Genomic DNA, 26,857 nt, shown 5'->3' with positions numbered 1-26,857 from the left:
ATCAGCCCCCTATGGCTGAGGCCGGATCAGCATTAATCACTTTTTTCACCCCAACAAACGATGCGGCTATACTTGCGACTACTACCACTCCAAACAACATCCATGCGTCAGGTATCTCCAAAACCACCCGTTTGGGAAATTTGCCATAAATGAGATGGGAGAAGATATTACCGAATATAAAAGCCAGTATGCCAAGCAACAACGTCTCTTCAACGATCATTCTCACAATCATACTATTGGGTAATCCCATCAGTTTCATGATGGCAATTTCCTTCATTTTTTCCAGAGTCATCGTATAAATAATAAGCGATATGATAATCGTGGCAACGATCACCAGGATGGATGTAAACAGACCTATCTGTTTTGATGCTTTTTCAACGACATATTTTGTCAAAACAGCCCGTTGCTGATCTTTTGTGTATACGCTTTTATGCTGCCATTTGCGTATATCCCTGGCAACATTTTCCGCATTGTAACCAGGAAGAACAGTAGCGATAACGGCATTGACCATATGGGTGTCCCGATTAATAATCCCCCTTGCTCTATCGGTCTGGATTCGTTTGTTCGAAAACGAGAACTGCAGTTCCTGGGCATCCTTAATGCTGATATAGACCAGAAGATCTCCTCCGGAGGAGACACTGCCGTGGGTTACGCCGACAACCGTGTAAATATGACGTCCAATCTGTATCTGGTCATGAAGTGAAAAACCCGTTTTATCGGTCACAACGATTTCAAAATGATCTGTTTTCAGCGTTCGACCTCTGACCAGTCTTTCCGGATTTACAGGATTGATATCACCATAGACATCGTAGCCCACTGCAAAAACACGAACTTTATCTTTCTTTTTAGGTAGCTGAATATTCTGGAATGTTATAATGCTGCTTTTGTCAATTCCCGGCACAGATTGAATTGTATACTGAAGATCATCATGTACCCGTGATGCTTCTGCAAAAGGACCAAGTGTCTCTTCCTGCACAACCCACAAGTCCACATTTATATCATGTAACAACACCTCGGCATCGACAAGCATCCCACGATAGACTCCCATCATAATCAAGACTATGCCAAGCAGCATGCCTACACCCATGGCTGTTACAACAAACTTGCCGAGAGTGTGCCTGACGTCTTCCCTGGCGAGATGAATCATTGATAGATCCTCATGCCTTCACTCAGTTCTTTTTTATGTTTGTTCGGGAGAATAATCGAGGTGTTGAGATCTCCTTTAGCTATCGCCATTTCAGAATCATTGGCGGCTATTGTCTTGAGAACTGAAAAATGGGCACGTCTGTTTTCAACAACCCACACACCTGTTTTCCCGTTTCTCTGTACCACCGCAGCAAGAGGAATTTTGACAACATCATCATATTTGCGGACAGCAATAATTACCCTGGCCTGCTCATTGATAAAAAATGGTTTGGGAAGGTTCTCAAAGACAACATTGACTGTTCGCTCCAGGGTGACGGGATCCGTCATGGCATCAATTCTTTTGACCACGCCCCTGTATGGTCTGTCAGGTTGTGAACGGAGGATAATCCTCGCCTCCTGAGATGTTTTGACCTGCGCACCTATTCGCTCATCAATTTTCACTTCAACCCACAGAGACGCAGGATCAACAATTTTCAAAATCAGTGATGAGGGGAGCACATATTGGCTGACCTCTGCCTCTCTTGTGATAACATATCCATCTGTTGGAGAATAAACTCGTAAACGGTCTATTTTTTCCTGCAGCGCATCAACACGCTTAGAAGCAGACAAAACAGCTGCCTGAGAAGATTCAATCCTCGATTCGGTTGCTGTAATGGCAGCCTGAATCCCCTGCCAGTCCGCGAGGGTTTTATCATATTCAGCCTGTGTTACAAACCCCTGTTTAATAAGTTTTTTATAGCGTTTGAATGTGACTAGCAAAAGGGTTTTCTGTGCCTCCTGATTTCTCAATTCACCTTGCAGGGCTTTAACCTCGTATTGAGCTTTGGTATGATCTGCTTTTGCTGCTCCAAGCTGCTGGGATAAATCCACACCATCTATCACAATTAACAGGTCTCCTTTTTTGACCCTTCTACCTTCATCAGTCAAAATCTGTAAAATTTTTCCACCTGTCTGAGCTGTAATGGAATAAACGTTCAGTGCATTAACGTTACCGATGCCCTGTACAGTCACATTGAGCTGACCGGAATATGGGTGAATTATTGCAAATGTATGTTTGGGGACAAACACTTTAAAATATACAACCAACCCAAGGGCTGCCACCAAGGCAACAGCCAGGATATATTTGACAACCGCTTTCATTTGGTTTTTCCTTGTAAATATTCTAATCGATGAATTGTACTGCTTCTGTCATATGTTGCCTGGAGCAGTCCGAGTTCGGCATCCGACATCACGGCCACTGCATCCAGTACCTCAATATACGTTGCAAGTCCTTCACGATAACGTCCTTTCATGACGTCTGCTGTTTGTTGAGCTGAACTGTACTGGTTGGATTTCGCCTTGATCGTATGCTGTAAGCGTTTCAAATCATAAAGCAAGGTTCTATAATCCTGCTTGAGCTCCAACACTTTTGACTTGTATTCATTTTCTGCATTCTGCTTGTCAATAAAAGCTTTCTCCTCCTGGGCCGAAAGTCGTCCACCGGTATACAAGGGAATGCTGAGCATAACCCCGACCACCGTTGCATCATAAGCATTCAATGTATCTAGATGCGAGTACGAGGCTATGGCATCAATGGAACCATATCGAGATGCTCTTGTCGCTTGATAAAGGTATTCGTTTTGTTTGATTTTCCCCTCCAGACCTTGAAGAACGGGTGATTCTTTCAGAACCACCTTTTCATCAATGGAATATACTTCGGTATTGATACTGTTTTTTTCAAAGATAGTATCCTGTGAAACAGGTTCTCCTATGTACAGAGAGAGCATCATCAGGGCTTTTGAAAAATTTGACTCAGCGATTGCCAGGTTGTCTTGTGCAATGGAGGTCGAAGATAAAAATCGTGAGGCATCGGCCCTGGTTTTCAGTCCCTGGTCAACTAGAGCTTTTGCCTGTTTATACAACGCTTCTTTTGTCTGAAAATCATGTTTTCTGACATCAATGGCCTTCTGCTGGACAAGGACCAGTTCATATTGGAGTTTCACCTTATAGGCGAGTAGTGCCCTGGCATCTTGAAGGGATAATTCGGCTATTCCCTGCTGCACTTCCTGGGCGTTAACAAGGGAGCTTGTCCGTGCAAAATCCCATATTTTCTGTTTAAACGTTACTCCAGCCTGCCAGCCATCACTCTCTTTGGTATTGAAGATTCCGTTACCTGGGAAAATATACGTTCTGGTCAGGTCATATTCTGCATCTATTGATATTTGCGGCAGATAATCAGCCCGGGTAATATCAATTTCTTTCTGGTTTGACCTGACCTGCTGGATGAATCGTTTGATGTCGGGATGGCTGCGCAGGGCTTTCTGAATACAATCCTGCAAGCTCAATGTTTGCCCGTAGAGGGGAGATGCCATACAAAATAATAGTAACAGTAACACTATAAATAAGCTGATTTTTTTCACTGCCTGATCCTTATATCTTTGTACGATAAATTCTCTCAATGCCCTGTAACATTTCCCTTAACAAACTCTTCCAAATCCTTCAGGGTGATCCCAAAAAAGATTTACCCACATACTACTGCGCAATTCCTTTTTCCAACATCATCTTTACAAAATTTTACACAACTTGACCGTGGCTTAACAGTAATTGGTAAAGAGGGAAGGCAGTACAAGATCAGCTATCATAAAACAAACTCACGTCTCAAAAGCTTTTTCAAATCACCAAAACACAGAGACGCCGGACTCTAAAAAGTTTCAGCCTATCCTGTCCGTGCTGAACCAACCCTTCTCCCTCACTTATTCTCCAAAGCCAAAAAAGAATGGGGGATACCCGTCGACAATCCCGTTGTTGAAAATGAACGACCCGCACCACACAGAGAATGAACCCGTTTTTTGATTGAGCAAAAAACCTCCTTCACACTGGTATACTGACATCCATATGCATATTCTCCGATATAGGGTCGCCTGTCAGTTAATCAAAATATCCCTGAAAAGTTTCAACATACTGTTACTTGTGAAGTAAATGTAGTGATACAATGGTAGAATATGCAAGCTTGTCCGAAAAACTACTTCCTAAAAATCGCTGGATCAAATGGAGCCTCATGATTCCCTGGGATGAATTTGCTTCCGGCTATTACAAAAACATGAGCTCCACAAAAAGTCGTCCTGGCAATGGTACCCGGTTTGTGATTGGGGCAGTGAGTACAAAACTCAAGCTGCGAAAAGTTGTTAGCACCTAAATTTCACTAGAAAATCTTAAAAAAGGAGCGTTTTTATGAACTTTTCTGTTTTATTGGGATATTCGCTGTTAACTGGTCTAACAGCAGTTTATTGTGTGTTGCTTTGGTATGCATCAGGATTATGGTGGTCTTTTCAAATCTCTTCAGATTCCCTTCAGCTACCTCTGTTTTCATTAATCACCCTGGCTCCATTACCAGTTCCCATCTGGTGGCAGATGATTCACTGGCAATCTCTTGCCGTACTTTCACTGTCTTTCTGTATGTACTGGGGGAGAAAACGCTCGGGTCGGCTTAACGGGGATGGATGCGTATTCTCCATGCTTATGCATGTTATATGGATTTTTTTTGCTGTCTGCTGTCATATGCTTGGGGCTGTTTTGCCAATGCTGTCTGTTGGTACAGTCATCCAATAAACTGATAATTCAAATAGATTGTTATATGTCATGTGGAAAATCACCCTCTGTTGCAACGTTCTTTTACTTTTTTTACTCTGGCTCATTTCCTGGGTTGTTATTACACCGATAAGCAACCTGCTGGTTCAATATACGGAAACTCAAATGCCGTTGCCGATCCTTACCAATTTTGCAATCCGGATCATCTCGTTAACGGGTTTTGTGCCACTATCCTGGGGAGGGCTGACCCTGGTGTTTGGTCTGTGGCTCCGAGGGAAGGAATCGCAATCACGCCATCAATGGCTATTGCTTCATCTTTCAGCAACATTATGCATGGGGCTCGCCATTCTTTTCTTTTTTGCTCTTGCAGCGATTCTACCGATATTAAAGTTTGGAGCAATTCTATTATGAGACTCCTCTGCAGTCATTTTGAAAAACGGCAATCAGCTTTTATAAAAAAACATTTTTCTCTTTCTTCCATTGTTCTTTTCCTTATTTTTACTGCAAGTTTTGCATATGGAGCAGATCGAAAACTCCGCCAATTTGCCATGTATGCCACTCCGTCAATAACAACAGAAGGGTGTGGGTTGACTGAGAGGAGGTCACTGCAAAGCCAACCTGTCGTAAGATTTAAGGGACATGTCATAAGAGGGGAATGTCAGGTATCCATCAGGAAAGAGCGGTATGAGCAGTTATTTCAGCTCTGCTTCATGAGTGGTATAAATCTGTATAAAACCGCCGGTGACAATTCCTTTGAATGTTTTGTCCAGGAACGGGACAATGATTATCTTTTTTTGTCCTCCATATCGAAAAAATCAGGGAAAAACAGTCAGATAATGTGCTATTTCACCTGTGTAGCACATCAGCCGTCAGGAAAATAGACGATTCTGAAAAGTTATTTTCAGGGGTGCTGCTGAACTGATAACTCGACCAAACTACTGCTATGTGGTAATAATTTTCTATGTCAAGCGTTTTTCTAGCTATTTTTTGAGTTTTTATTAGGTTCTTAATACAACTACATCTACTTGTGATACCAGTTTCTTTATTTTGTTAAAATCCGTGAAAGCAGATATCTTACTGATTTCGTGGATATAAATGACTTAAAAAAGAACAACTCATGTCATATGCAAGGTTGGAAAATGGGGAATCCATGACGATATATCCAAAATACAGTTATTGCTTTTTGCTGCCTTTTTTTTGTTTCCTGATTTTTTTTACCAGTTTGTTCTGTATTGCCAGAACGTCTGCCCAGTCTACAGAGATTGCAGGTCGCCGTTTTGATGATATCGTGGTCCATGTGACAACAAAGCAACATGCTGAGTCTTTTGATGTGGAAAAAGCTCTGGCAAGAATAGCCCAACGTTTATCCAGCAAACTCCAGGAACGCAACTTTTTCCCGATTGGTTCATATATCCCAGGGAATCCCTATGGTTGGGGATTCAGGTATGGTTACCCAACAGTAAATATTAACCTGCCCAACCCGGTAAAAAAATTTCTTCTCACGGATAAAAATGCGAAAAAGGGTCATTGGACGGACAGCGGTTCTATTTCAAGGTCACATCGGGTGAATAAAATTCGGATACGTTTAATGACGGGTGAAGATCTGGATAAATATTTTCAACAGGATTCCGTCGAAAAAACGGCTGCTGCATACAAGGATAATGGACAACATAAAGGGTATGCCGTTGTTCTGCAGAATAGCAGGCTTACCAGAGTGTCCTATCCTTTTACCCTGTCCGGGCATCTGCAGAAAAAACAGTACGCAGGAATTGGAGGCAGATTGTTTTCCGTCAACTATAAAGGCAAATTTCCCGTTGTTGCTGCTGAATTGAAAGGTCGTTATCCCTTCCCACTGGTAGAAAAAAGGCATGATAAAGGAAAAAGTCTGCCTGCTATTTTCCGGGGTGCATTCATCCCTGTTATCCAGAAACTGATCAATTACCACGGTTCAGAAAAAATCGATGCTTTTTTTCAATATGACAAACTGCCGAAAGTTCCACCAATCGGCATTCATATTTCAAGTGATCGCCAAGATCTTAACAATGTTGGCAGGAAAGAGATCCCGGTTATCGATGAGACAGTAATTGATCACATAATGGAAATTGCTGCCAGGTTGGTTCTGGAAGAATTTGAGGGAAGACCCTATCGCGATCCGGCAAAGAAAGATTCACAAAAGGAAATAACACCTGAGGGGCAGGAACCACTGCAAATCATCGTTGGGAACAGATTGGGAGCCGTCAGAGATGTCAGCGACGGAGATGTTTTTTACCATCAGGTGAATTTTGCCCATCCTGTTTCTTTGCCAGTAACTCTCAAAGGGGCACAAAAAGTTAATGGAAACTACGAGGCCAGAGTAAAGGTTGGGAAAAAATACAGGTCTCTGCTCACTATTCAGAGTGGCCATGGAACATATTCACGAAAAACTGCAGATGGGTTCAAGATAACAGGGAATAAAGATACTCTTAATTATTTAATTTCTTACTCACAAAGAGAGTTGCAGAAATATTCCTCTCGAGGGCAAGATGAACTGCTGCTGGTGCCGATTACGGTGCAGAGCGGGAACAGTAGAACCATGTTTTATGATCAGATTGCTCCGGAATGGGATATTATTGTAACTCGTTTTCTTGTCAAGGGATCCGGCTATGAAGGGTTGCGGAAGAACTGGACCCGAGCTGGCAAAAAGCCAAATCCAGAAGACTATCGTTTCAATAATTACGTGAAAAAACTCGGTTCTCGCCTCGATGAGTGGAACAAAATCCACACCCTGGCCAGGACGCGGCCGCAGGGAAGGAAAAAGAGCGCTGTTTTCAAAGAGACAGAACAAGTGATTATGGGATGGGGGCCTTATGAGCCGGATGAAAACGCGACACGAAATCCAGTGAATAGAAGTTTTGCCCTCGCCGCTGATCCGACGGAAGAAGATGGTAGAGAAATCCCTGTCTTTCTTGTCAACAGCAAATTACAGATCGAGCTTGGCCTGGAAATATACCAACACCCTCAGATACTGCCTCCTTTAAACCCTGCCGGGGAAACTGAAGTGACAGATACTGAGCCTGAAGAGGGCTTCGAGGATGGTGAAGGGGATGCTCTTTTCTATGAAAATGATCAGGTAACCCTGGATACGTTAAAAAAGATATGGCGTTTGATAGAAGTTGATGATTTTGTTCTTTCTGTCCATAAATTAAACAATGATTGTAGTAAAAAGAAATACCTGAAAACGAAAAACGACTATTCAACCTGTTTTAACCTGCGGAATCAAGCCAGCGACAGAAGAATCAATGATAACGATAGTACAGGCCTGGTTATCGCCGCACGGGAGTCAAATAACCTGTTTGATTATTTCCCTCTTGTCGGACTTGACAGTGCTTCTGGAATGCTCAGGACTGAATCAACGCCTCACATTATAACTGTAACCATACGTGAAGTCGGGGTTTATGAAATACGACTTCAGATGACCCTGTCCGGCGGAGACCTTGAGGATGAAAACGGAGAAAGAGCTAAAAAATCGGTTGATGTGGCCATCCGTTTTCAGGTGGTACCAGTGGGTTTTGATATGAAAGTCCTGCAGAGGACTGGACAACGACGATTATAATTGTTTTCTTTCTCCGTGGACAAATAACAAAAAATTGACAACTTAGCGCAAAAAAGGGGAACGGTGAAGAGTCTAAATCATATCCTGCTGACGGCAATACTGGTTACCGCATACCTGTGTTCACCATTTTTAAACTCGCCGGCCCAAGCCTACTCAAAACGTGATTATCAGGTGGGCAAAATCATTATGGCCACTCTTGGTGCCTCTGATGACACACCGCCCGGCAAGAATTTAATGGCTTCCATCCAGTATTGCGGGAAAAAGAAAAAACCTGACACCTACTGTTTCAGTGAAACACCGATTTTGCGGATAGGTGGAAAACAGACAAAATATAAATGGCAATCCGTCATTGCTTTTAATCGACCCTACCGCAATCTTGATGAAATGATTGTTCCCCAAAAATGGCAACAGGCCTATATCGGCAAAGATCCTCTCGTGGGCGGTAACATGTATTACAAGGTGATCAAAAACAAAAAAACCGGGAGAAAGGCTACGCTGATTAAATACAAACAGCTGATAGATGGGACACAACTGGGACTCACTGTAAAATTCTATTTTCCATTGTCACGGGATCGGGCGATTGAATTGACTCGGAACAGATGGCATCGACTCGTTACAGCAGCAGAAAAAAATGGTTTTTTTACGTCCAATGCCCAGCAGCGCCTGGTCTTGACAAACCTGTCGGGAGATGGACGTGAACTGTCTGATGGTGATGTGATTCAGCATGTTACTAATTTCGCAGATCCGACGGAGTTGCGCCTTTCCATACAGAGGGGCTCTCACACCGGAAGCCAGGTCATTTTTGTTGATCTGCCACCTTCCTCAAAAAAATATATCGATCTTTCTGCCGATAACGCGGATTTAATCAAAACGAACTCTGGTTATCGGGTTACTCCAAAAGCAGAATCGATTGTATTGAATTTGAATTTTGACAAGATCAAAAAATACTCACGTTTGCCGGGTGCGAGCAGTAGTGGAGGGATTCCTATTGGTCCGACTGTCGGAGGGAAAATTCGATTGTGTAACAGCAGGGATGATTGTGATGAGGTGAAAGTGGAAGTTCTTGACTGGGATATTATTGTGCCTCGCTTTATCGTCAGAACTCGACGTGCAGAAGAAAGGAGACAGCGTGGCAATGACGTCAGATCGGTTCCAGGGGGGGAACTGAATTATACGTTTAACAAAATTGTTCGGGATGATTGGTGGTATGAATATATTGTTAACCATAAAATCGTTTCCGGATGGGAAGATTCCATGCTTATGGGTTGGCGTCTTGACAATGCAAAGGATGGCGGTTTGCACGTCGCAGAAAGTGATAATAGAAATCCGGGACAAATAGCTCCATATCTCACCAAAACACCACTCAGTGTAGATTTTGATCTGGAGGTGATCCAGGGAGTTGCTTTGAAGACTCCCGGAAGGAACGAACGTGTTACTCGAGCTTATTGGGACAAGCAGCGAAGACTGTGGAGGGACTACTATGTGAGTTACTTTGCCCTCACTATCCATAAAGTATCAACAGCGAACTGGTCAAAATCTGGAACACTTGGGCTTTGGGACTTACGGGGCAATATTGACCAGGATTGGCCGGCTAGGATGGTGAGAAAAGGAGCGTACGGTGAACACAGTCTTTTTGATTTTGATACTCCCAAGATTATCAGGCTGGGCAGTATTTCCGATGAAACTGGGGATTCGGTACGACCCTACAGTCTGAAACGACTGGAAAAGCCAGGTGTCTATGAAATTCGTCTGCAGATGAAAGTCAGGCGATTAGATGCTCCGGAGAGTGACTGTACAACGCCGGAGGAAAAAGCTGTTGGGCAGTGTAAGGATATTAATGTAGCAATACGTGTTCCAGTGGTCAAACAGAGGGTCAAATACAAGTCTCTTTTACAAACGAATCAGAGATTGCGAAAATATTAAATGTTAAGGAACCGGTCAATTTTGTCTGCCTAAAAGTATTTTTCCAGATAAACAGGTTGTAGACAGGGATGTTACATGAGCCAACAGCCAATTATGAAAAAATGTTTAACAGATAAAGTCCTCAAGATAGCAACATGTTTTCTTCTGATGGGTGCAATATTTTTTGCTGTCAATGCATTTTCACAATCTGCCCAACTGGTTAAGGGAGGCACCGTTGGCAACAGAGTTTATCTTGAAATTGTTAATGATAGTCATGAACCTGTTCTGGATGTCTCCATCAGGAGAAAAAAAATCCCTTCATTTGTAACGAATGTAAATATTCGACCTGAGCATATAGCTAGGATTGGGGCTGGTAAAAAGATACGAGCTGAAGTTACCTTTGATATCAAAAGAAAAACCGGAAAACACTCACCTCAACCACTCGAATTTACATTACATTCCAAAAATGGGCAATTCTCGAACACAACACCTGAGTTATTACTTCAACTTGAAAAACAGAAAAAACATGTTTTGCCTGTTGACCCGAAAAAAACTGCCCGCACAAAAACAGGAAAATACGTGTATGTTCTTACTGAAGTTGAGGTTCATGATAAACCTTATTCGAGCGTGAAGAAGACCAGACAAATAGAACATATTCCCGGCCAACTGGGATACACTATAAAAGACTTCACTCCCGCTTATAAAAAAGTGACTCAACTGCGCTGTATAGACTGTCCAACGGAAATCACTGTTGGTAAGTCGATTCATTTCAAATTTGATCTTCGTACCCGCTATGATTCTGAGAAATACCAATGTGAAGAAAATAAATCCTATGACCGGTGGCCGCCTGGCTTGAGATTTATCAGCAGTACCGGTGATCTTGAGGCAATAGCTAAGGGAAAGCCATTGCATATGCCATCATGTCAGGAATTAGGGCTCAAAGGGCATGAAACACAAAATGATCCGAATTCAAGAGTCATAACAGCTGAGGATAATGTTTATGATCCGGTTGGGCTGACGTTGGATGAGAGAGTCTCTCTCACTACCGATATCAGGTTTACAGGAGATGCCACCGATAGAGATTCCGTCTTTTATAATGACCCGGCATTCAGTTATACAGCAGAGTATACAAGTGACGGGAAACTCTTCAAGGAATTCAGAGAAACAAAATTTACTGTTGAGTATGATAACAGACTGCTGAAAACACCGGATCATTTAAAAGAAAACCGAATACAGTTCTCAATAAACGGGATGTCATTGACCTATACCCTGCAGATAAACGGTGTGCCAAAGTCGATAGCCGTTATCGAAAGTACGAGAGCATCTGCGTTTGATGAACCAGCCTTGAACACCATTCAGGTGGCAGATACGACAGGAAAAATTAATGGCAGGGGAACAGCAAGAGACACAGAAGTCAGGCATACATCGGAAAAAAAACTTCCGACAAAGCGGTCAGAGCTTGAAGGTAAAAGACAGAAAAAACCAATTGTATCAACTGCTGTTGATCCACATCAGCCAGATACCGCTGTGCTTATCAAAAAATGGCTCCAGAGGGCAAAACCTCTCGAAAATGCAGACGGAGCCCGGTTACGTTTTGATAAATGGGGTCGCAAGTATGGAACCGCTGCCAACGGCGGGATCATCACACTCAATAATAGTCCGGATAATCCTGTGAGCTCAATGCCGGAAGTTCATGTCTGGGCCCACCGGCATTCACTTGATTCCATCAATCTCTGTAAACTTGAAGAATACGTGTTGGCACAACTCAATGGAACTGGTTTAGACCATTGTAAAAAAAGCCCCAAAAAGAAAATTACCAGTATTCCCGATGTCACCGGTATGAGTAAAAAACAAGCTGAAACAAAATTAAACGGTCTCGGATTGAAAACAAAGGTGAGTCTTGGAACTCCGGCATCCAGTGAAAAGGAATCCTTGAAGGTAGAAAAGACCACTCCTGGTGTCGGTGCAACAGTCAAACGGGGGGCTACTATAACGATAGTACTCCATACGCCTTTTGTTAACACAAAAAAAGTTCCTGAATTTAAAGGATATAGAGCAAAAGATGTCATAAAAAGAATAAGGAAAATCGGGTTAATACCAAAGATAAATATGGTGAAGGCTGCCTCTTCAAATCAGACAGGTAGAATCAGATCTCTTGATCCGCCTTCAGGTACGCGCCTGAAAGCCAACGCAACAGTCCTTGTTAACGTTTTTGGTCCATATGTCAGGACACTCAGGGTACCGGACGTGAAAGGATACACGGGCAAACAGGCACGGGATCAACTTGCCTCCATTGGCTTGAAGCTGGATATCGTTAAAAATAAACCGACAAAGGACAGGAGCTTGGCAGGTACTGTTGAGTCACAGATACCCGAGGCCGGTTCTACGGTTAAAGCCGGAAAAGTAATAGAGATTGTTGTTTACGAACAGTCTCTGCCGGACTGTTCTGACTTGCCTGGCAGCTCTCCTCTCTGGGATCAGAGGAAACAGAAATATTATTGTGGCTGTACCGGTAATTATGAACGAAACAATGCTGGGAATGGTTGTCGTTTGAAAAAAGAAATTCAGGTAGCCGAAAAAAATTGCCTCACTGGAACACACGCAGAATGGAGTGAAAATCGTGAAAAAGCGCTTTGTTATTGTGATGATGGGACATGGGATAGTTCCTTGAGACGTTGTGTTACTGAACGCGACAGGGCACTCACTGCTCTGAATTGTTCTTACTGTGAAAAACCCTATTATGACGAGTCCAGAAAAAATGCCCGTTGTGTATGTGCAAGTGGGTGTGGTTATGATTCAACTATAGCCCCCTATTGCATGCCCAAAGATAAACTTGCACACCTCAGAAGGCAGCGCCGGCAGGAGGTGGCAAAAAAAGAGCGCCGGAGAGAAGAAGAACGACGTCGACGGAAAAAACAGGAAGAGGCCAATCGGCAGCGGGAATGTCAGCAATATCTCAACCAGTTAAATAACTCGGTCGTAAAAGGCATGAAGCAGTGGCAACAGCTGGTATTTTTAACCAGTGCCACTATAACAGGTTGTAATAAAAACGAAATATTGGCGGCACAGAAAGGGCAATGGCGGAGCAGAACGGGGTCTGGTACGGGAACAGGTACTGGTTCACAGATCGTACTGACCCTACCGAACGGAAGGACTATAGTATACAACGGTGATATAGAGGTTGACAGAAATATGCCGACACCTCCGGATCAATGTCCTGGGGGGATCCTGGGGTCTGCTCCGGGTCCATGTCTGACTGATGCAGAGTACCAAAAGGCCTGGCGTGACTACCAGCGGAGGTTACGTGAGTATAACTCCCAACGGTGAAATAAGAAGGAGCATAGTCTTTGTGTTACCTTGAATTGTCGTTTAAAAAAAGGAAAAAATGAAATATTTCAGTGTATTATTGTTTTTGTTGTTTTTCGTCTGTTGTGTTGAAGCAGCAGAGCTGACTGGCAAGATAACTGGCATTAAAGGGGATATGATTTTCATTGAGATGTCCACCAAAAAGACTCCCGATAGAGGTGATCCTGTACTGATTGTCCTGGATCTTGATGGTGAAATATTTGAAGCGGGAAAAGCCTGGGTTTATGGCACCGGGCAAAACAGTCAGCGTATTATCGCTAAAATGATAAGTGGGACCCCTTCCATTGACATGACAGTGTCTATTCCGCATGAGCAGTACAAGCTTGATCGCCAGTTGTATCAGGCAATCAAGGCAGCAAAACTCAACGACACGAATACTGGTTCTTCGGTTGAGCAGGTCCGGCAGGCTCTGCGAAACGGCGCAGATGTCAATAAAATCTGGTTTGAGAATGACAAGTACCCTCTCGTCCATGCGGTCACATTACCTGCTGCGCCTCATGACCAGAAAGAGATTGTTCGTGAGCTTATCAAGGCAGGAGCGAATCAAGAAGCAATAGATACCGCCTTGCCTTTAGCCGTTTACAATAAAGAAATTGAACTTATTAAGCTTTTATTGCATTCCGGGGCTGATGTTAATACCAAAATGAGTTCAAAAAGTAAACAAACAGAATATCAAGACCCGTCGAGCGGTGCTACCCCACTCATCATTGCTGCTGCGCAACAGGAGTTTAAAATAGTTCGAATGCTGCTGGAAGCGGGTGCTGACATTAATGCCACCAATGCCTGGGGTGAAACAGCTCTGTTTTTTGCTGAAAAAAAAGAAGATGCCCGTTTATTGATCAATGCTGGAGCAAACGTCAATGCAACAAATCATCAGGGCGATACGCCATTGTTTTATCTGGCTGGAATCTCGGGGAATCAGAGCTCAGCTGACGGGGCTCATCCGTGGGAAGCGGTGGCTGAACTCATTCAGGCAGGTACCGATGTAAATGTAGAGAATAAGTTTGGCCAAACGGCAATATTTTATTCCGCACCTCAAAGCACGCGATTGTTGATTGAGTCAGGTGCTGAAATTAACCATAAAGATTCAGTGGGAAGTACTCCTGTATTCTGGCAAAGAAGCGTGGACATTTCCAGTCTCAAGGACATTTCTAGTCTCTGTATGTTGCTCAATGCAGATGCTGAGATTAAGAGCAAAACAACGGCAGAGATTCCGGCGGAAAAACTGGAATGGGATTTTCCTCTTTCAGCTGGCAGCACTGCCCTGATGCGAGCCGCTGCTGATCTTGATCTTTCGGTAGCCCGGATACTGATTCTCGCGGGTGCCGATGTGGCGGCAAAAAATGCCAGTAACCAAACAGCGTTGACGCTGGCAAAACGTAAAGCGGATAAAGAAATTCCCAGGCTGCAAAAAGAGGAAAAAACATCCAGAAAAATACTGGAAAATGAAAAACCAGTTACACGAGACCATATTGATTGGAGAAAAGAAAAATACAATAGAAGGATTACTGATATAAAGCTATTTATTGAAATCTTGCAGAATAGCAATCCGGTCGAAACTGTAAAAAAATCCATGGAAGTCGATCTCTTTAAAGCAATTGAAAAAAAAGAGAACGATTATGCCAGACTCCTTCTCCGGTATGGTGTCAATCCCAATACGAAAAATAAAAAAGATGAGACAATACTCTTCAGGGCTCTCATGAAAATGAATCTGCAAATCGTCCCTGCACTGATTGCTGCTGGAGCTGATGTCAACCAACCAGTTTATGGCGTGAGTCCTCTGTTGGGAGCGGCCTGGCAAGGAGACAGGAAAATGGTAAAGGTATTTTTGCAGGCCGGTGCAGAACTGAACTTTAAGTTTGTCAGTAATGATACGAAACGTGCCGGTATGACACCTCTTATGGCCGCAGCAGCCAAAGGACATAAAGAAGTGGTTTCCCTGCTTCTCGAAGCTGGAGCAGATTCCGGGATGAGGGATAAACAGGGGCGAAGAGCCATTGATCATGCCAGGAAAAATAATCATGCAGGTATTGTCAGACTTCTGACACCAGATAGTTAGAGAGAGAATGTGGTTTATGCGTACCGTTAACACACTCGATTCCGAAGGCAAACAAGAGTTCATCCACTCTATTTGGATACCGACTACCTGCACAAAATATATGGTTTTATTGCTGGTATTATTGACAGGATGGTCACAGACTTCATTTGCCACCCCTGCGGTAAGAGCGAAACTTCCCGATGCCGTGAGGGCATCAATACGGTTTCTTCCCGGTCACTCGCCTGATTCTGACGGCAGGTTTGAAATTGAGATATACTGTGCAGTCCGCTTTGATATAGAATCGATTGAGATCGTGATAGGTCATTCAAAGGAGATTGTATTTGACAGGAACCTGCCCTCATTCAATGGAAAAATGCGGGCAGGGAAGGCGATACTCTGGAAGCTCAAGGGAGTGATTCAGGAAAACCAAAAATTTAAGGGCAGGATGATACCGGCAGGTATCACACTGGGGATCAGGTATCTTTATCCATATGAAAATGGACTGGAGTACTTAAAACAACATTATGCCACCGATTTTTTTGGCAGGAAAATATTACCGGATGCAGAATACCTGGAACAGTTTAGCGATTATCGAGGCAAGACCATTAAAATTATACGACCATTGCCGGTTTTTAAACCTGACTATAAGGATGTGAAAAAACAATAGCCCGGATTTAAAGCCACCGGTTTTGCCGATGGATACTTTTTTTATTAAGAAAAATCCTGTTCAAACATCCGCAGATCAACCGGATTATTTGTTTTTAAACCTTATTCCATATTTCGAAACACTGAACAGCCTTCTCCCCTTGTACAATAGAAAAAGACACTTTTGCGGCCACGATATTCGTATAAAAATCATGACTTTCTACAACCCAGTGCTTGTACCTCCTTTTATCATAAAGCTGCCAATCACAATTGACTGCAGTTCTTGTTTCTGTCAAAGATCGAAGAAGGGATGAGTTCTGTACAACAAGGTAATAGGACATCAAATCAGTACCTTCGACATATGGATACCCTCTCAGCTTCTGAAAACGGGTTGATGAAACATGCCACACTCCCTCAAAATGCAGGCAACCAACATATGCAGCATCTTCAAAGTCTGATTTAAGGCATCGAATATAGAACCACGCTTCATCTCTAACATGCTCAATCAACACATATCCCTGTGGGTCCTTCCGAACAGGGAGTTCGATGGGTTTTGCATAATCGATTTTCATCTCTTTCAATCTCCCGAAAAGAACGTTTATCATATAACATCGATTCTTGAAAAAGGTATTGCCAGGCGTGCTGCTGAACAGATCGCTTACCTTTCGTCAGGGGCCATATTCCCATTTGATGTATGAGTTAGTGCTATGTTAATTGGAGCAATGACATCATACAGCCTTATGTTTCCAATAAATGTTTCTTCTTCGCTATCCCACCAATAATGTGAAATATCCCAAAACCACTCTGGGTTAATTGGATTGAGAGCATTGGGGTTATGAAACATGATAAGATTGTCTGACCATGATTCTTCATACCTCTCATCGTCGACGTCAATTGCAAATGGTATTGGAATAAAAGCCTCTGGTAATCAACGACAATTATAATTCCCGGCTGGCGACAATTATAATTCCGGCCTTAACCACATAATAATACGCAATAATATTTCATTGCTTTTTCTGTTTCTGTTGCAGTGTCCTCATCTAAAATGTAACTTATTTGTACTCATCCGGAGGATAGGGCAACGCTGAGGAGCGACCCGAGCGCCGAGATGAGTGCCGTAAGGATGAAGACCGGGTATAAGGATTTGCCCGGTCTTTTCTTTCTTCATCCTCATGGCCACAATGCGTTAAACCTCGGGGGTTGGGGGCAGAGCCCCCTATTCTGTGATTATTAATTTTCCTCAAGGCTTTGTTTTGCTTTTTCCAGTCTGTAGCTATCAAGATTAAGTTCCAGTATTACGCTATGATGCACAAGCCGGTCTATCGCTGCAGCCGTAGTCATTGGATCTTTAAATATCTTCTCCCACTGTGAAAATGGTAAATTGCTGGTTAGCATGATACTGTTCCGTTCATAACAATACGCAAGAAGGGTAAAGAGCACTTCCATTTCTTCTCGGCTTTGCTGGACATAGCCGATATCGTCGATCAGTATGGCATCATACTTGGCAAGTTTTTTCAGAAATCTTGGAAGAACAAGCTCCTTTTTGGCCACCAGCAGATTTTGCACCAGCAGACTGCACGGAGAAAAGAAAACACGCCTATCCTTGTTAATCAGTTCCTGGGCAATGGCACAGAGCAGATGGGTTTTTCCACTACCTGGGTTTCCAAAAGCTAGTATGTTTTCACACCTGTCAAGAAAAGAACCTTCCAGCAAACTATTGACAAAGCCGCTCAGTTTGGCCGGAAGCCGATCCATTTCAAACGAAGCTAAGTTTTTTTCCAGGGGCAGTCTGGATTCTCGCAAATATCTGGTAATGCGTTTATGGCGTCTTTCTTCACACTCCCGCACAACCAGTTCCTGAAGGTATGATTCATAGCTTAGTGATTCCTTTCTCGCCAAATCCGCCTCCTCCTGGTAACAGGCTCGGATAGTTGACAGATAAAGCTTTTTAAGAGACGCATCCAGGATAATTCGATTATCGGTTGAACTCATCTGCAACCCTCCTGTAAGAGTTGATCATAGCCTGTGAGGGCAACAGTCTGGACAGAAATATTGGTAATCGGTTCAACCGGTTTACCAGAGACAAGCAGTGTTTTTACCTGGGCAAAATCAATGTTCTTTTCATGGTCAATCAGATGACGAAGGGCATCATCTACAGCTGTCTCATTATCTTGGGCAGCAAGCTGTAAAATAGATAAGTATTCTTTTGCTGCTCCCGTAACGGTACGAAATTTGCGCAGAGAGTCATAGGCAACCCGGAACCTGCTCGTAGGAAAAAGATCACTGCGGTATCTGTAGTTCTCAAATGCACCGGGTTTTCGAACCAGCCAGTCAATTATATGGCGGTACTGGATATAATGTTTGCTACCGCCTCGTATTCTGGGGATATTCTCAATATGTTTCTGACCGTACCAGATCTCCAGATACTCTGCATACAGCCGCACTGTGACTGTTTCTTTGATAAGTCGACTATTCACCGAGTAAACCTTGTGCTTTACTCTGATCGTACTGCTGGGACCAACTCGAACTTCAAAACGAGTACATGTGTCGAGCTTACCCGAAGGCAGTGGACGCAACATCGACTGTTCTTCTTGAAAGCGCTCCTGGCGGTTGCAGTTGAGTTGTGCAAACAGCTTCTGTAGAAATAACTCATATTCCTTGCGTGTAGTAAAATCCCGGTTACCTCGCAGCATCAGGGCCTGATCTACGGCTTTCTTGAAACGATGATGGCGCTGCTCAATGTCACCATTTTCGTGGGGCTTGACGAATTGATTTTACGGCCTTGCAATTTGTAATGGGCCAAAAGCCCCTGGTAGCCACGGGTAAACTCTTCCGGGTTATCCGGTTTATTCACCGCAGCTGACAACCTGTCTGTTTGATGTTGTTCTGGAACTCCGCCAAGTTTCCATAGACTCTTCTGTAATCCTTCGCTCAGGCTTTCGAAACTCTCGGAAAAACAGATCGTTCCTGTCTCCCAGTTCGAATATGTCAGCACAAAATGGTAGATCAGGTGATCAAAAGGCTGACCACCAATACTGATCTGTAATTGGGACATATCTGTAAAATCAGACTGACTCAACCGTGCAGGCACATGCACCTGGGGAAAATAAACTTCACGTCCTGGACCTTCTGTACAACGCCAGGTTTTTACTCGACGTTGAAACGTGCGGAGCTGGCCATCTCCAAAAGAACCGGGATAAATCCTTTGAAAATGGGTAAAAAGAGTTTTGGCTTCCAAACCTTCATTAGTTTCCAGAAATTGTAAAACCTCTGGCCATATACCTTCAAAAGGATCTTTACGAGTTCGCCACTCCCTCACTCGCTCCGCACTGATCTCACTTGGCAATTTGCCATTATCTCTATACTTGCGACCGGTTTTCTCATCCATGCCGGCTCTAGCCGCTGCTACTTCCAACGTCTTCCCTTGACTTAAGTATTTCTTCAATTTCCTCACCTGAATATCTGTGACCATCCATATTCCTCCTTTGAGAAATATGAATAATCAGATCACAATTTTCCGGGAAATTTAATTGTCGTCAAAAGGAATTATAATTGTCGCTGGTCACTCTGGATCAGGATTGTACATAAAACCTTGGCGAATAAGTTTAACGTCTTTACTGCCTAAGCCTGCTAACTTTCCCATTCTGTTAAACTTGGTGATGGTTGCCGAATTAGTAAATAATACGGCACTAATGTTTTCAGCTCCAGGTTGGGCAAAAAATTTAGATGGAATTGTTTTTCCGTTCCATGTGTGGGATTCTATTTTTTCTAATACTGGTTCCGGGTCACCTGCACCATTTTGGTGCAAACTTGTTCTTGCTCCATACAAATAGTCTGACAATGCATTATGCGACCAAGTCATTGAGCCAGGCATATGAAAGTCATGTATTGCTACAATCAAAGGTTTGCCAGCTACATGCTCTTTTTCCCAATATTTTTTTTGGTGTTTGGAAATATAAAGAACTCCCGTATTTAATAGGTAAAATAATCTTTTTTTAGTATGTTTATTTCGTCTTGAGTCTCTGGTTGTGTTGGGTCAGGTCTGTTGGGATTTTGACTCGGATTCACTGTGACCACTTCAATAAAGCACTCATTTCCAAACCAAGACAAATGAAAATCAGGGGATGGTTTGCCATGAATAAACTCGAAACCTACATTATACAAATATACATAGAGGTAGAGTTCCCAAAGCCTAGCATCAAATCCTTGGGTTTGAAATTCCCTAATATAGTGGCCGCCTGGATCTACGTAGCTATAAACAATTTCTTTTATAAGTTTTCTCGCTGCCTCAAACCTTGGTTCAGTTATTAGCAATTTAAAATATTCGTGGAGTTGTTCTTTGCCAACACAAGGAATTAATATCTCATTCGGTGTTTTCGTTTCATCTCCTTGAAGATATACTTCTTGCCCATCATCTTTGAATTTTAGTAGGATATCATTCGCCAGAACTTGCTCTGCTTCTTTTTGAGTTGGGCAAAAATTTGTAGAAATTGAAATACATCTAAATATTTTTTTTTGAATCTCTTCTTAAAATCACATAGCCATAATCGCTATCTGTGCGGTCAAAAACAATAGTTGCAAGAAGTTTATGATCGAACGCCTCATACTAGGCAACTTCTTTTGATATCATCCGAATCAATGGCTGCCGTGCATAGCACAATGCGTCAAATCTGCGTTGGGAAATCTTTTTCATGAATTTGATTCTTCAAACATAACATCCAAAATCTGCGGCTCGTCCGTCAGCATTTTGATGGTTGAAATTTTTCAACTTGATCATGGGTTGAACTTACTATTTGAGTGAGCCATTTGTAGGCACCATCCACATCGAAAGTTCTTGATCCATACCCGATATCCCTTATGGTTTTGGGTAAAAAGGGATCGTGCTTTTCGATCACTGTATCGGGAATATTGCTTGCCAGCTCTGTTGAGGTTATTTGGGGTACATAAAGAATTTTTTTCACCGTATTAAAAAAATCATCTAAGGTGCAATTTCTTATATCAATAACTCCGCCAAAGGAATCAGCTTTCAGACCATATACCTGGAGGAGAACCGTAATGGTATTAGTCACCCGGTCACCTAACCAGGGAAAAGCATGGACCATATTTCCCATTTGGATAATCTGTCTGGAATCAAGATTTAATGCGTGGAAATAATCAAACCCCTCTTTGAGGGCCAACAATGCCGCCTCATTCAAATAAACAGGAGTTTGTTTCTCACTATAAATCTGCTGCATTTCCTGTCTTACAATATCGTGTACATTGAGGCCATCTCCGCTAAACTGAGGTGGGGTTCCACCTTTTGCTTTCTTAAGCGTAATCAATTTGTGCTTATCATCGACAAGGATGACCTCCCATCGCTTACCGGCAAAAATGATATGTTGCTCTTGGGTCAGTGGTTTATCTATGGGGACAGTCCCAATAACCTTCCCGTTGAACTCAAGCCTATACTCATCAGGGGTGCTAAAAGCAGTATAAAAAGAATAGTGTCCCACTAAATTTTCACCTTTATATCCCAATACCAGTTGACCATCTCCAAGTTGGGAGATGAGACCTTTTTCAGCCAGTGAGCGCAAAAACATTGCAAAAAGAGCCTGGTCTATGGATGAAAATGGCCCGGATTCACATAGCAAAACCCATAGCTGACTAGCCTGAACGCCGCCATATTGACCTATCACAGAAAGCGTTTGCTGCACCAATGTTGAAAAATGATATTTGTTCGAGATTGCAGGTTCATACCATTTTTTCAAAAGCAAATTGATCATTGCAATACATTGAACTGTGTGAATCCGGAGGCGGTCCAGTAGATGGCTTTTTACGGTTATTTCGTTTTCAGGAATAAAAAGTCTTAATATGGCGGGTTCGCCTCTTCTTCCGGAACGTCCAAGGCGTTGCCTCAGACTCGCAACCGAATGAGGAGAGGTTACTTGGGCAATAGAATCAACACTACCTATATCAATGCCCAGCTCCAATGTCATAGTGCATACTGCTGTAGTCGGAAATTTCTCTTTTTGAAGTCTTGTCTCAAGACTTTCACGTATTTCCTTTGAAAGGCTTCCATGATGAGGGAAAAACTCATTGGGGACCAAGTCTTGTTTGCACATATCCGAAAGTCTTGCTGCTATTTCTTCGGTTCGGGCTCTGCTGTTGGCAAAAATCAAATGAGATTTTCCCCTGAGAATTTTGTATAAATCACATGCAATTTCGCCTATAGAGGAGACAGTTCTTTCATTTTGTTGGGCATGTATCAAGTAGCCCCTGAGTTGTAGTTTTAAATCAGAATGGGAAACAGTTGAATTGATTATTTTACAGGGCAATTTTTTATTTGGCCTTAAGGCATCCGCTACTTGATTCATATCCCCGAGAGTAGCGCTTAGAGCGACCCTAGGAATCGTTCGCTCAATCAAAAATTCCAGGCGATGCATTAGAGATTGGAGCTGGCACCCCCTTTCAGTACCTATAAACGCATGGAATTCATCAACAATAATATAACATAATTCATTGAATGCTTTTGAACACCAGCTTCCACGGTTCAATAATAATGATTCCAAAGACTCCGGTGTTATCAACACAATTCCATTTGGATTTTTTTGCTGTTTGATTTTTGTTGATCTGAGAACATCCCCATGCCAAGGGGTGACGGAAATATCGAGAATCTTACATAAGCTTTGAAGCCTTCTGAATTGGTCGTTAATCAACGCTTTAAGGGGACTTATGTATAAAATACCAATACCATTCGGGTGCTGTTCCATCAGCCTGGAGCATGCCGGCAAAAAAGCAGCTTCAGTCTTGCCTGCAGCTGTAGAAGCGCTGATAACAATATCGCAATCGGAATCTAAGATGGGGCAGACTGCTTCTTCCTGGATGTCTCTGAGCGACGTCCATTTCTGGCTCCAAATCCATTTTTGGACCCCTTTATGCAGTTTATTAAAGCCTTTGGATTCGCTCATTTCGTCAGCTAAAGTCTGAATGTTGAAAGTTCATCTGGATCGGCAGTATCAGATTTTATTTCAGACATATCGGTAGTTATTTCTTTTTCGATATCCATCCTTTCAATCAATTGATGCCATTCTATAGTATCGCTTTGTTCCAAAACAGAAAGCATATCTACAAATGCTTTTATTGTATTTCGGGGGTTCTGAAGTATGCATCACCAATTTTATTTGAACAATGTTCCAGAAAGGCGGCAAGGGCATCATCCGGAATCAGGTATTTTTCAGGATCACCCGAAGCAAAGACATGACGCAGATTCCCTAAAAGGACATATACCTCCTCAGGTGCTAAACTTGCTAAATGAAGGGTCGGGGAATTATAGTCAATAACACCGGCGGCTTTTGCGAATGTGTTTTCAGCAAGCCTTGATTGCAATGCCTCATAGCTGTATAGACCTTTCCGTGGATCATACAAAAAATCAGGTGTTCCTCCGAATAGAAACCCTATATATTCCGCACTGCCTTGAAGGCAGTCGTTCAGCATTCGTAAGACCTGTTCGTAATTAGACACCCGGGCCTTTTTACTGGACAGCTTATAGAGATTAACCATTTCATCACAGATAACCAAAAGTCCACTGTATCCAGCCTGCCGGACAAAAAGGCTGAAAAGTTTCAAGTGGTCGTATACACTGGCATCAGTGACAATGGATCGAACCCCCAATGCCTTTTTGGCATCGGTTCTAGTTAAGAATTCTCCACGCAACCAGCGGACAGCATCTATTTTGAGCTGTTCATCTTCCTCTTTATGTCCCTCCCAGTAAGCCTCAATAACCTGAGCAAAGTCATATCCGCCTACAAGTTCCGTTAAGCGATTAAGACTTTTTTCAATAACAGTATTAACCTTTTCTCCTGATGATTTGGCTTTTTTCCGGGCTTCGGTGATAAATCTTTCTACAACACTGGTGAGTGCATTTCCATCCGGTTTTGTCCGTGTTGAAAGATTTCGCATCAGTTCTGCGTATAGATTTCTGGCCTGACCGCCCGTGGCATACAGCCTTCTATCCGGTGCTAAATCCGCGTGAATTGTAACAAGGCCTTTTTCAAGCGCAATAATGCGAATCAACTGCATAAAAAAACTTTTACCAGATCCAAAATCTCCGATAGTCAACCGAAACGCTGAACCACCATCCATTATCCGTTCTATATCCTTTAGAAGTGCCTCTACTTCTTTTACTCGACCGACCTGGATATGCTGTAATCCGGTACGAGGGGTTACACCGGCACGCAGTGACTGAATTATTGCATCTCGCTCCCTCGGCCGCAGCTTGGGTTTTCTATTGGCCATCAACAATCTCCTTTGCAAGGCTTACATCAACATATACAGGCTCGCCATCATCAATGAGGGGGGCATTTGCATTTTCAAAAGCCCATTCATTTAGAACTTCCATAGCTCCATCAACCATAAGTCCCAAGGTTTTGCAGGTTTCCTTTATCGCTGCTCGCTCCCATGTTTCTTTTTCACGCAAATTATTAAAAAGGTTTTGGTGGGCCTCATCTAACAAGAACAACGGGTTGGTTGACTCAATGGAAGCTGTAGGTTCTGCTTCAATTTCTTTTTCTTTCTCCTGCTCCATAAATATGTCTTCAAGTACACTTTTGACTTGTTTTGTTTCTTCTTTTCGGATTCGAATCAGTTCGTCATTTAACACGAACCCTTTTGACGTACCAACTGCTTTAACAGGCTTGGGAATAGCAAAAGAAGTATCCGGGTCTTTAACAGCAACGGTCACGAGGCCGCTAACCGCAGCAAGTTCATGAATATCGCTTGTCACCTGCTCCTTGCTTAATCCAAGGGTTGTATATAATTTTTCAATCTGCTTTATTTCTTCAGGCTTTATGACTCCATCAGCATGCGCAACAGTAATCAAAATTCGACTAATAGCTGATTTTTCAGTATCATTTACTTCGGCAAGCCTTGCCTTTAATCCGGCAGCATTTAGCGTTGTTCTCAAGCACCAATGTAAGAATGCCATAAGCGAGTCTTTTTCAATAGCTGTAAGTTCACGATTATCTGATATCAGACCTTGAAGAGTAGCTTCCTCAGCTGGGGACAAATCTTTATCAATTTGGCTCACCATTGCACCCAACCGCAAAATAGTCGCAACCATCCGAAATTCCCTTGATGGGCGAAAATCTCTACCGTGGCCTTTTGGAAAAATTGCTATATGACCATCCAAACTCGGCTTCATGTTATGATAACGGATATCCGGAGCAATTCCATAATCCATGTTACTGATAAATAAACCTAAAGCTTCAAGTTCCTTTTTTAACAATTTAGCCGGAGTTTCCTGGTTAATAGTTTTATAAAGCGCTTTCAAAGGTACAAATCCAATCTTATCTCCGCAAATAACTGCCAGGCGATCTTTAACGATTTTTGCCCCCGAAGTTTTGCTTATCAATTCTTTCGGGATCAACGATAATCCCGTCAGCGACTTAGGTTTATTTCCTTTTCGGCCCAAAAATCGACTATAAGGATCCAGCGATTGGGTGCATTCTTCAACAATAGCGTCGATTTTCTTTATAGGGCCTTTTAGAATAAACGGATTTGGCAAATCCGTTATTTTAAAATCTATGTCTCTATTAAGCGAGGGACTTGCCGCTCTATAACTTATTTTTAGTCGTGTTTTATTGGGCTTTACAATTATGCCGTCTCCATATTTTTTTTGATAACGTTTAGCAAACAACAGCTTAAATTCTTTTTTACAACGCCGCGCAGGAGTTCGAAGCTTGGTATCTGGATTGAGACGGTACCACTGGAGGGCCGTGTCGGCTGAAACAGGTTTCCCCTCGTTTACATTTTTTGCCAATACCAATTGAAAAGGTTCAATGCAATACCATTGATCAAAATCAATATAATCAGGTGCGGGTTTTTCACTCTGATAAAGACTCCATTCCATAGCCAAAAAACTATTGGCATATCCGCAAAAGGAGCCATTTTCTCCATAAATTTTTAAAAGCCTTTTGACTTCGTTTATAATGGCAGCCCGTTCACTTTCAGACACCTCGTTATTTGCCCCATCGACTAAAAGACGGCGTTCGAGCCCATAGAAAAACAAAAAAACGTATCCAATATAAGCTTCCGGTTCAGACCGTCCTTCTGCAAGCCATTTTAAATACGCACCACGGCATTTTGCAGGTATACTATCAAACTTCGGCCAGTAGCCCATTAGATCTCCGGCTTCCCATGGTTCAGCCGGTGATATTCTAAGCTCTGGATCAATAAGGCACGCATCATTGTCATAACCATAATGATCAGGCAAATTTGACCCGACATAAATAAAACCGCCGGGTATATCATATCCATTTACATTGACTTGTTCAGACGGCCCGTACCATTTGGCCGGAGCGCCGCTGGGACGCCCAGAGCTTTCATACCTATTGCTATAATCACTCGACTCGGATTCAAGATCATCAAATACTTTCTGCTCTTTTTGGCTCCGTCTATTACTATTAAATATAACAAATGCGATCACAATCGCACCGATCAAACCTAAGCCTGCCCATCCAATTTTTTCATAAAGCCACACAAAGGGGTACACAATGATGCCAATCACAACCAGCCAGCCGATTAAAGTCGCTTCCGCTTTTTTCATTCTATCTTTTCCTTATGCA

The 26,857-nt window shown here is 42.7% G+C and carries 15 protein-coding genes and 2 pseudogenes; 6 read left to right on the top strand and 11 right to left on the bottom strand.

The window, feature by feature from the left end:
* Position 1: 1 nt before the first annotated feature.
* The 3 genes from LO777_RS02140 to LO777_RS02130 are packed head-to-tail and all read right to left on the bottom strand — an operon-like array spanning position 2 to position 3,470.
* Positions 2-1,147, bottom strand: a complete 1,146-nt coding sequence (locus tag LO777_RS02140; protein WP_228855933.1) for an ABC transporter permease — start codon at positions 1,145-1,147, stop codon at positions 2-4.
* Positions 1,144-2,286 (bottom strand): efflux RND transporter periplasmic adaptor subunit, encoded by a 1,143-nt coding sequence (locus LO777_RS02135; RefSeq protein ID WP_228855932.1) that lies wholly within the window; start codon positions 2,284-2,286, stop codon positions 1,144-1,146. The genes LO777_RS02140 and LO777_RS02135 overlap by 4 nt, the downstream gene beginning before the upstream one ends.
* Complete coding sequence (locus LO777_RS02130; protein WP_228855931.1) at positions 2,283-3,470, bottom strand: TolC family protein; 1,188 nt, start codon at positions 3,468-3,470, stop codon at positions 2,283-2,285. Before LO777_RS02130 ends, LO777_RS02135 begins: the two co-directional genes overlap by 4 nt.
* A gap of 1,650 nt (positions 3,471-5,120) precedes the next feature.
* On the opposite strand from LO777_RS02130, the gene LO777_RS02125 reads away from it, so the two are divergent.
* The 6 genes from LO777_RS02125 (at position 5,121) to LO777_RS02100 (ending at position 16,278) form a co-directional block, all read left to right on the top strand.
* On the top strand, positions 5,121-5,594 hold the full coding sequence (locus LO777_RS02125) for a hypothetical protein (protein WP_228855930.1): 474 nt from the start codon (positions 5,121-5,123) through the stop codon (positions 5,592-5,594).
* 269 nt (positions 5,595-5,863) lie between these two features.
* Positions 5,864-8,305 (top strand): hypothetical protein, encoded by a 2,442-nt coding sequence (locus LO777_RS02120; protein WP_228855929.1) that lies wholly within the window; start codon positions 5,864-5,866, stop codon positions 8,303-8,305.
* Positions 8,306-8,368: 63 nt separating this feature from the next.
* The gene (locus LO777_RS02115) at positions 8,369-10,228 is read left to right on the top strand and encodes a hypothetical protein (RefSeq protein WP_228855928.1); all 1,860 of its coding nucleotides are present in this window, start codon (positions 8,369-8,371) and stop codon (positions 10,226-10,228) included.
* Between the two features lie 93 nt (positions 10,229-10,321).
* Positions 10,322-13,534 carry a PASTA domain-containing protein gene (locus tag LO777_RS02110; protein WP_228855927.1) on the top strand — a complete coding sequence of 1,071 codons (3,213 nt, stop codon included), beginning with the start codon at positions 10,322-10,324 and terminating at the stop codon, positions 13,532-13,534.
* Positions 13,535-13,592: 58 nt separating this feature from the next.
* The gene (locus LO777_RS02105; RefSeq protein ID WP_228855926.1) at positions 13,593-15,632 is read left to right on the top strand and encodes an ankyrin repeat domain-containing protein; all 2,040 of its coding nucleotides are present in this window, start codon (positions 13,593-13,595) and stop codon (positions 15,630-15,632) included.
* Between the two features lie 16 nt (positions 15,633-15,648).
* Positions 15,649-16,278, top strand: coding sequence for a hypothetical protein (locus tag LO777_RS02100; protein WP_228855925.1), 630 nt, complete (start codon positions 15,649-15,651; stop codon positions 16,276-16,278).
* A gap of 94 nt (positions 16,279-16,372) precedes the next feature.
* Here the strand turns inward: LO777_RS02100 and LO777_RS02095 are convergent, their stop codons facing one another.
* The 8 genes and pseudogenes from LO777_RS02095 to LO777_RS02060 all read right to left on the bottom strand — a co-directional run bounded on the left by LO777_RS02095 (position 16,373) and on the right by LO777_RS02060 (position 26,838).
* Positions 16,373-16,828, bottom strand: a complete 456-nt coding sequence (locus LO777_RS02095) for a hypothetical protein (protein ID WP_228855924.1) — start codon at positions 16,826-16,828, stop codon at positions 16,373-16,375.
* A gap of 658 nt (positions 16,829-17,486) precedes the next feature.
* Positions 17,487-18,248, bottom strand: coding sequence for an IS21-like element helper ATPase IstB (gene istB / locus LO777_RS02090; RefSeq protein ID WP_228854202.1), 762 nt, complete (start codon positions 18,246-18,248; stop codon positions 17,487-17,489).
* Positions 18,245-19,728: pseudogene (gene istA / locus LO777_RS02085) on the bottom strand (IS21 family transposase). The gene istB and the pseudogene istA overlap by 4 nt, the downstream one beginning before the upstream one ends.
* A gap of 90 nt (positions 19,729-19,818) precedes the next feature.
* The gene (locus LO777_RS02080; RefSeq protein WP_228855923.1) at positions 19,819-20,157 is read right to left on the bottom strand and encodes a hypothetical protein; all 339 of its coding nucleotides are present in this window, start codon (positions 20,155-20,157) and stop codon (positions 19,819-19,821) included.
* Positions 20,158-20,228: 71 nt separating this feature from the next.
* Positions 20,229-20,570, bottom strand: coding sequence for a hypothetical protein (locus LO777_RS02075; RefSeq protein ID WP_228855922.1), 342 nt, complete (start codon positions 20,568-20,570; stop codon positions 20,229-20,231).
* Between the two features lie 425 nt (positions 20,571-20,995).
* Positions 20,996-23,203, bottom strand: coding sequence for a DEAD/DEAH box helicase (locus LO777_RS02070; protein ID WP_228855921.1), 2,208 nt, complete (start codon positions 23,201-23,203; stop codon positions 20,996-20,998).
* An 8-nt stretch (positions 23,204-23,211) separates the two neighbouring features.
* A pseudogene (locus LO777_RS02065) lies at positions 23,212-24,530 on the bottom strand (ATP-binding protein).
* Positions 24,520-26,838, bottom strand: coding sequence for a tellurite resistance TerB family protein (locus LO777_RS02060; RefSeq protein ID WP_228855919.1), 2,319 nt, complete (start codon positions 26,836-26,838; stop codon positions 24,520-24,522). Before LO777_RS02060 ends, LO777_RS02065 begins: the two are co-directional and overlap by 11 nt.
* Positions 26,839-26,857: the final 19 nt, after the last annotated feature.

This window comes from Desulfomarina profundi (assembly GCF_019703855.1).
GTDB lineage: Bacteria > Desulfobacterota > Desulfobulbia > Desulfobulbales > Desulfocapsaceae > Desulfomarina > Desulfomarina profundi.
The sequence above is the reverse complement of the archived record's forward strand: the minus strand, read 5'-3'. Positions and strand labels throughout refer to the sequence as shown.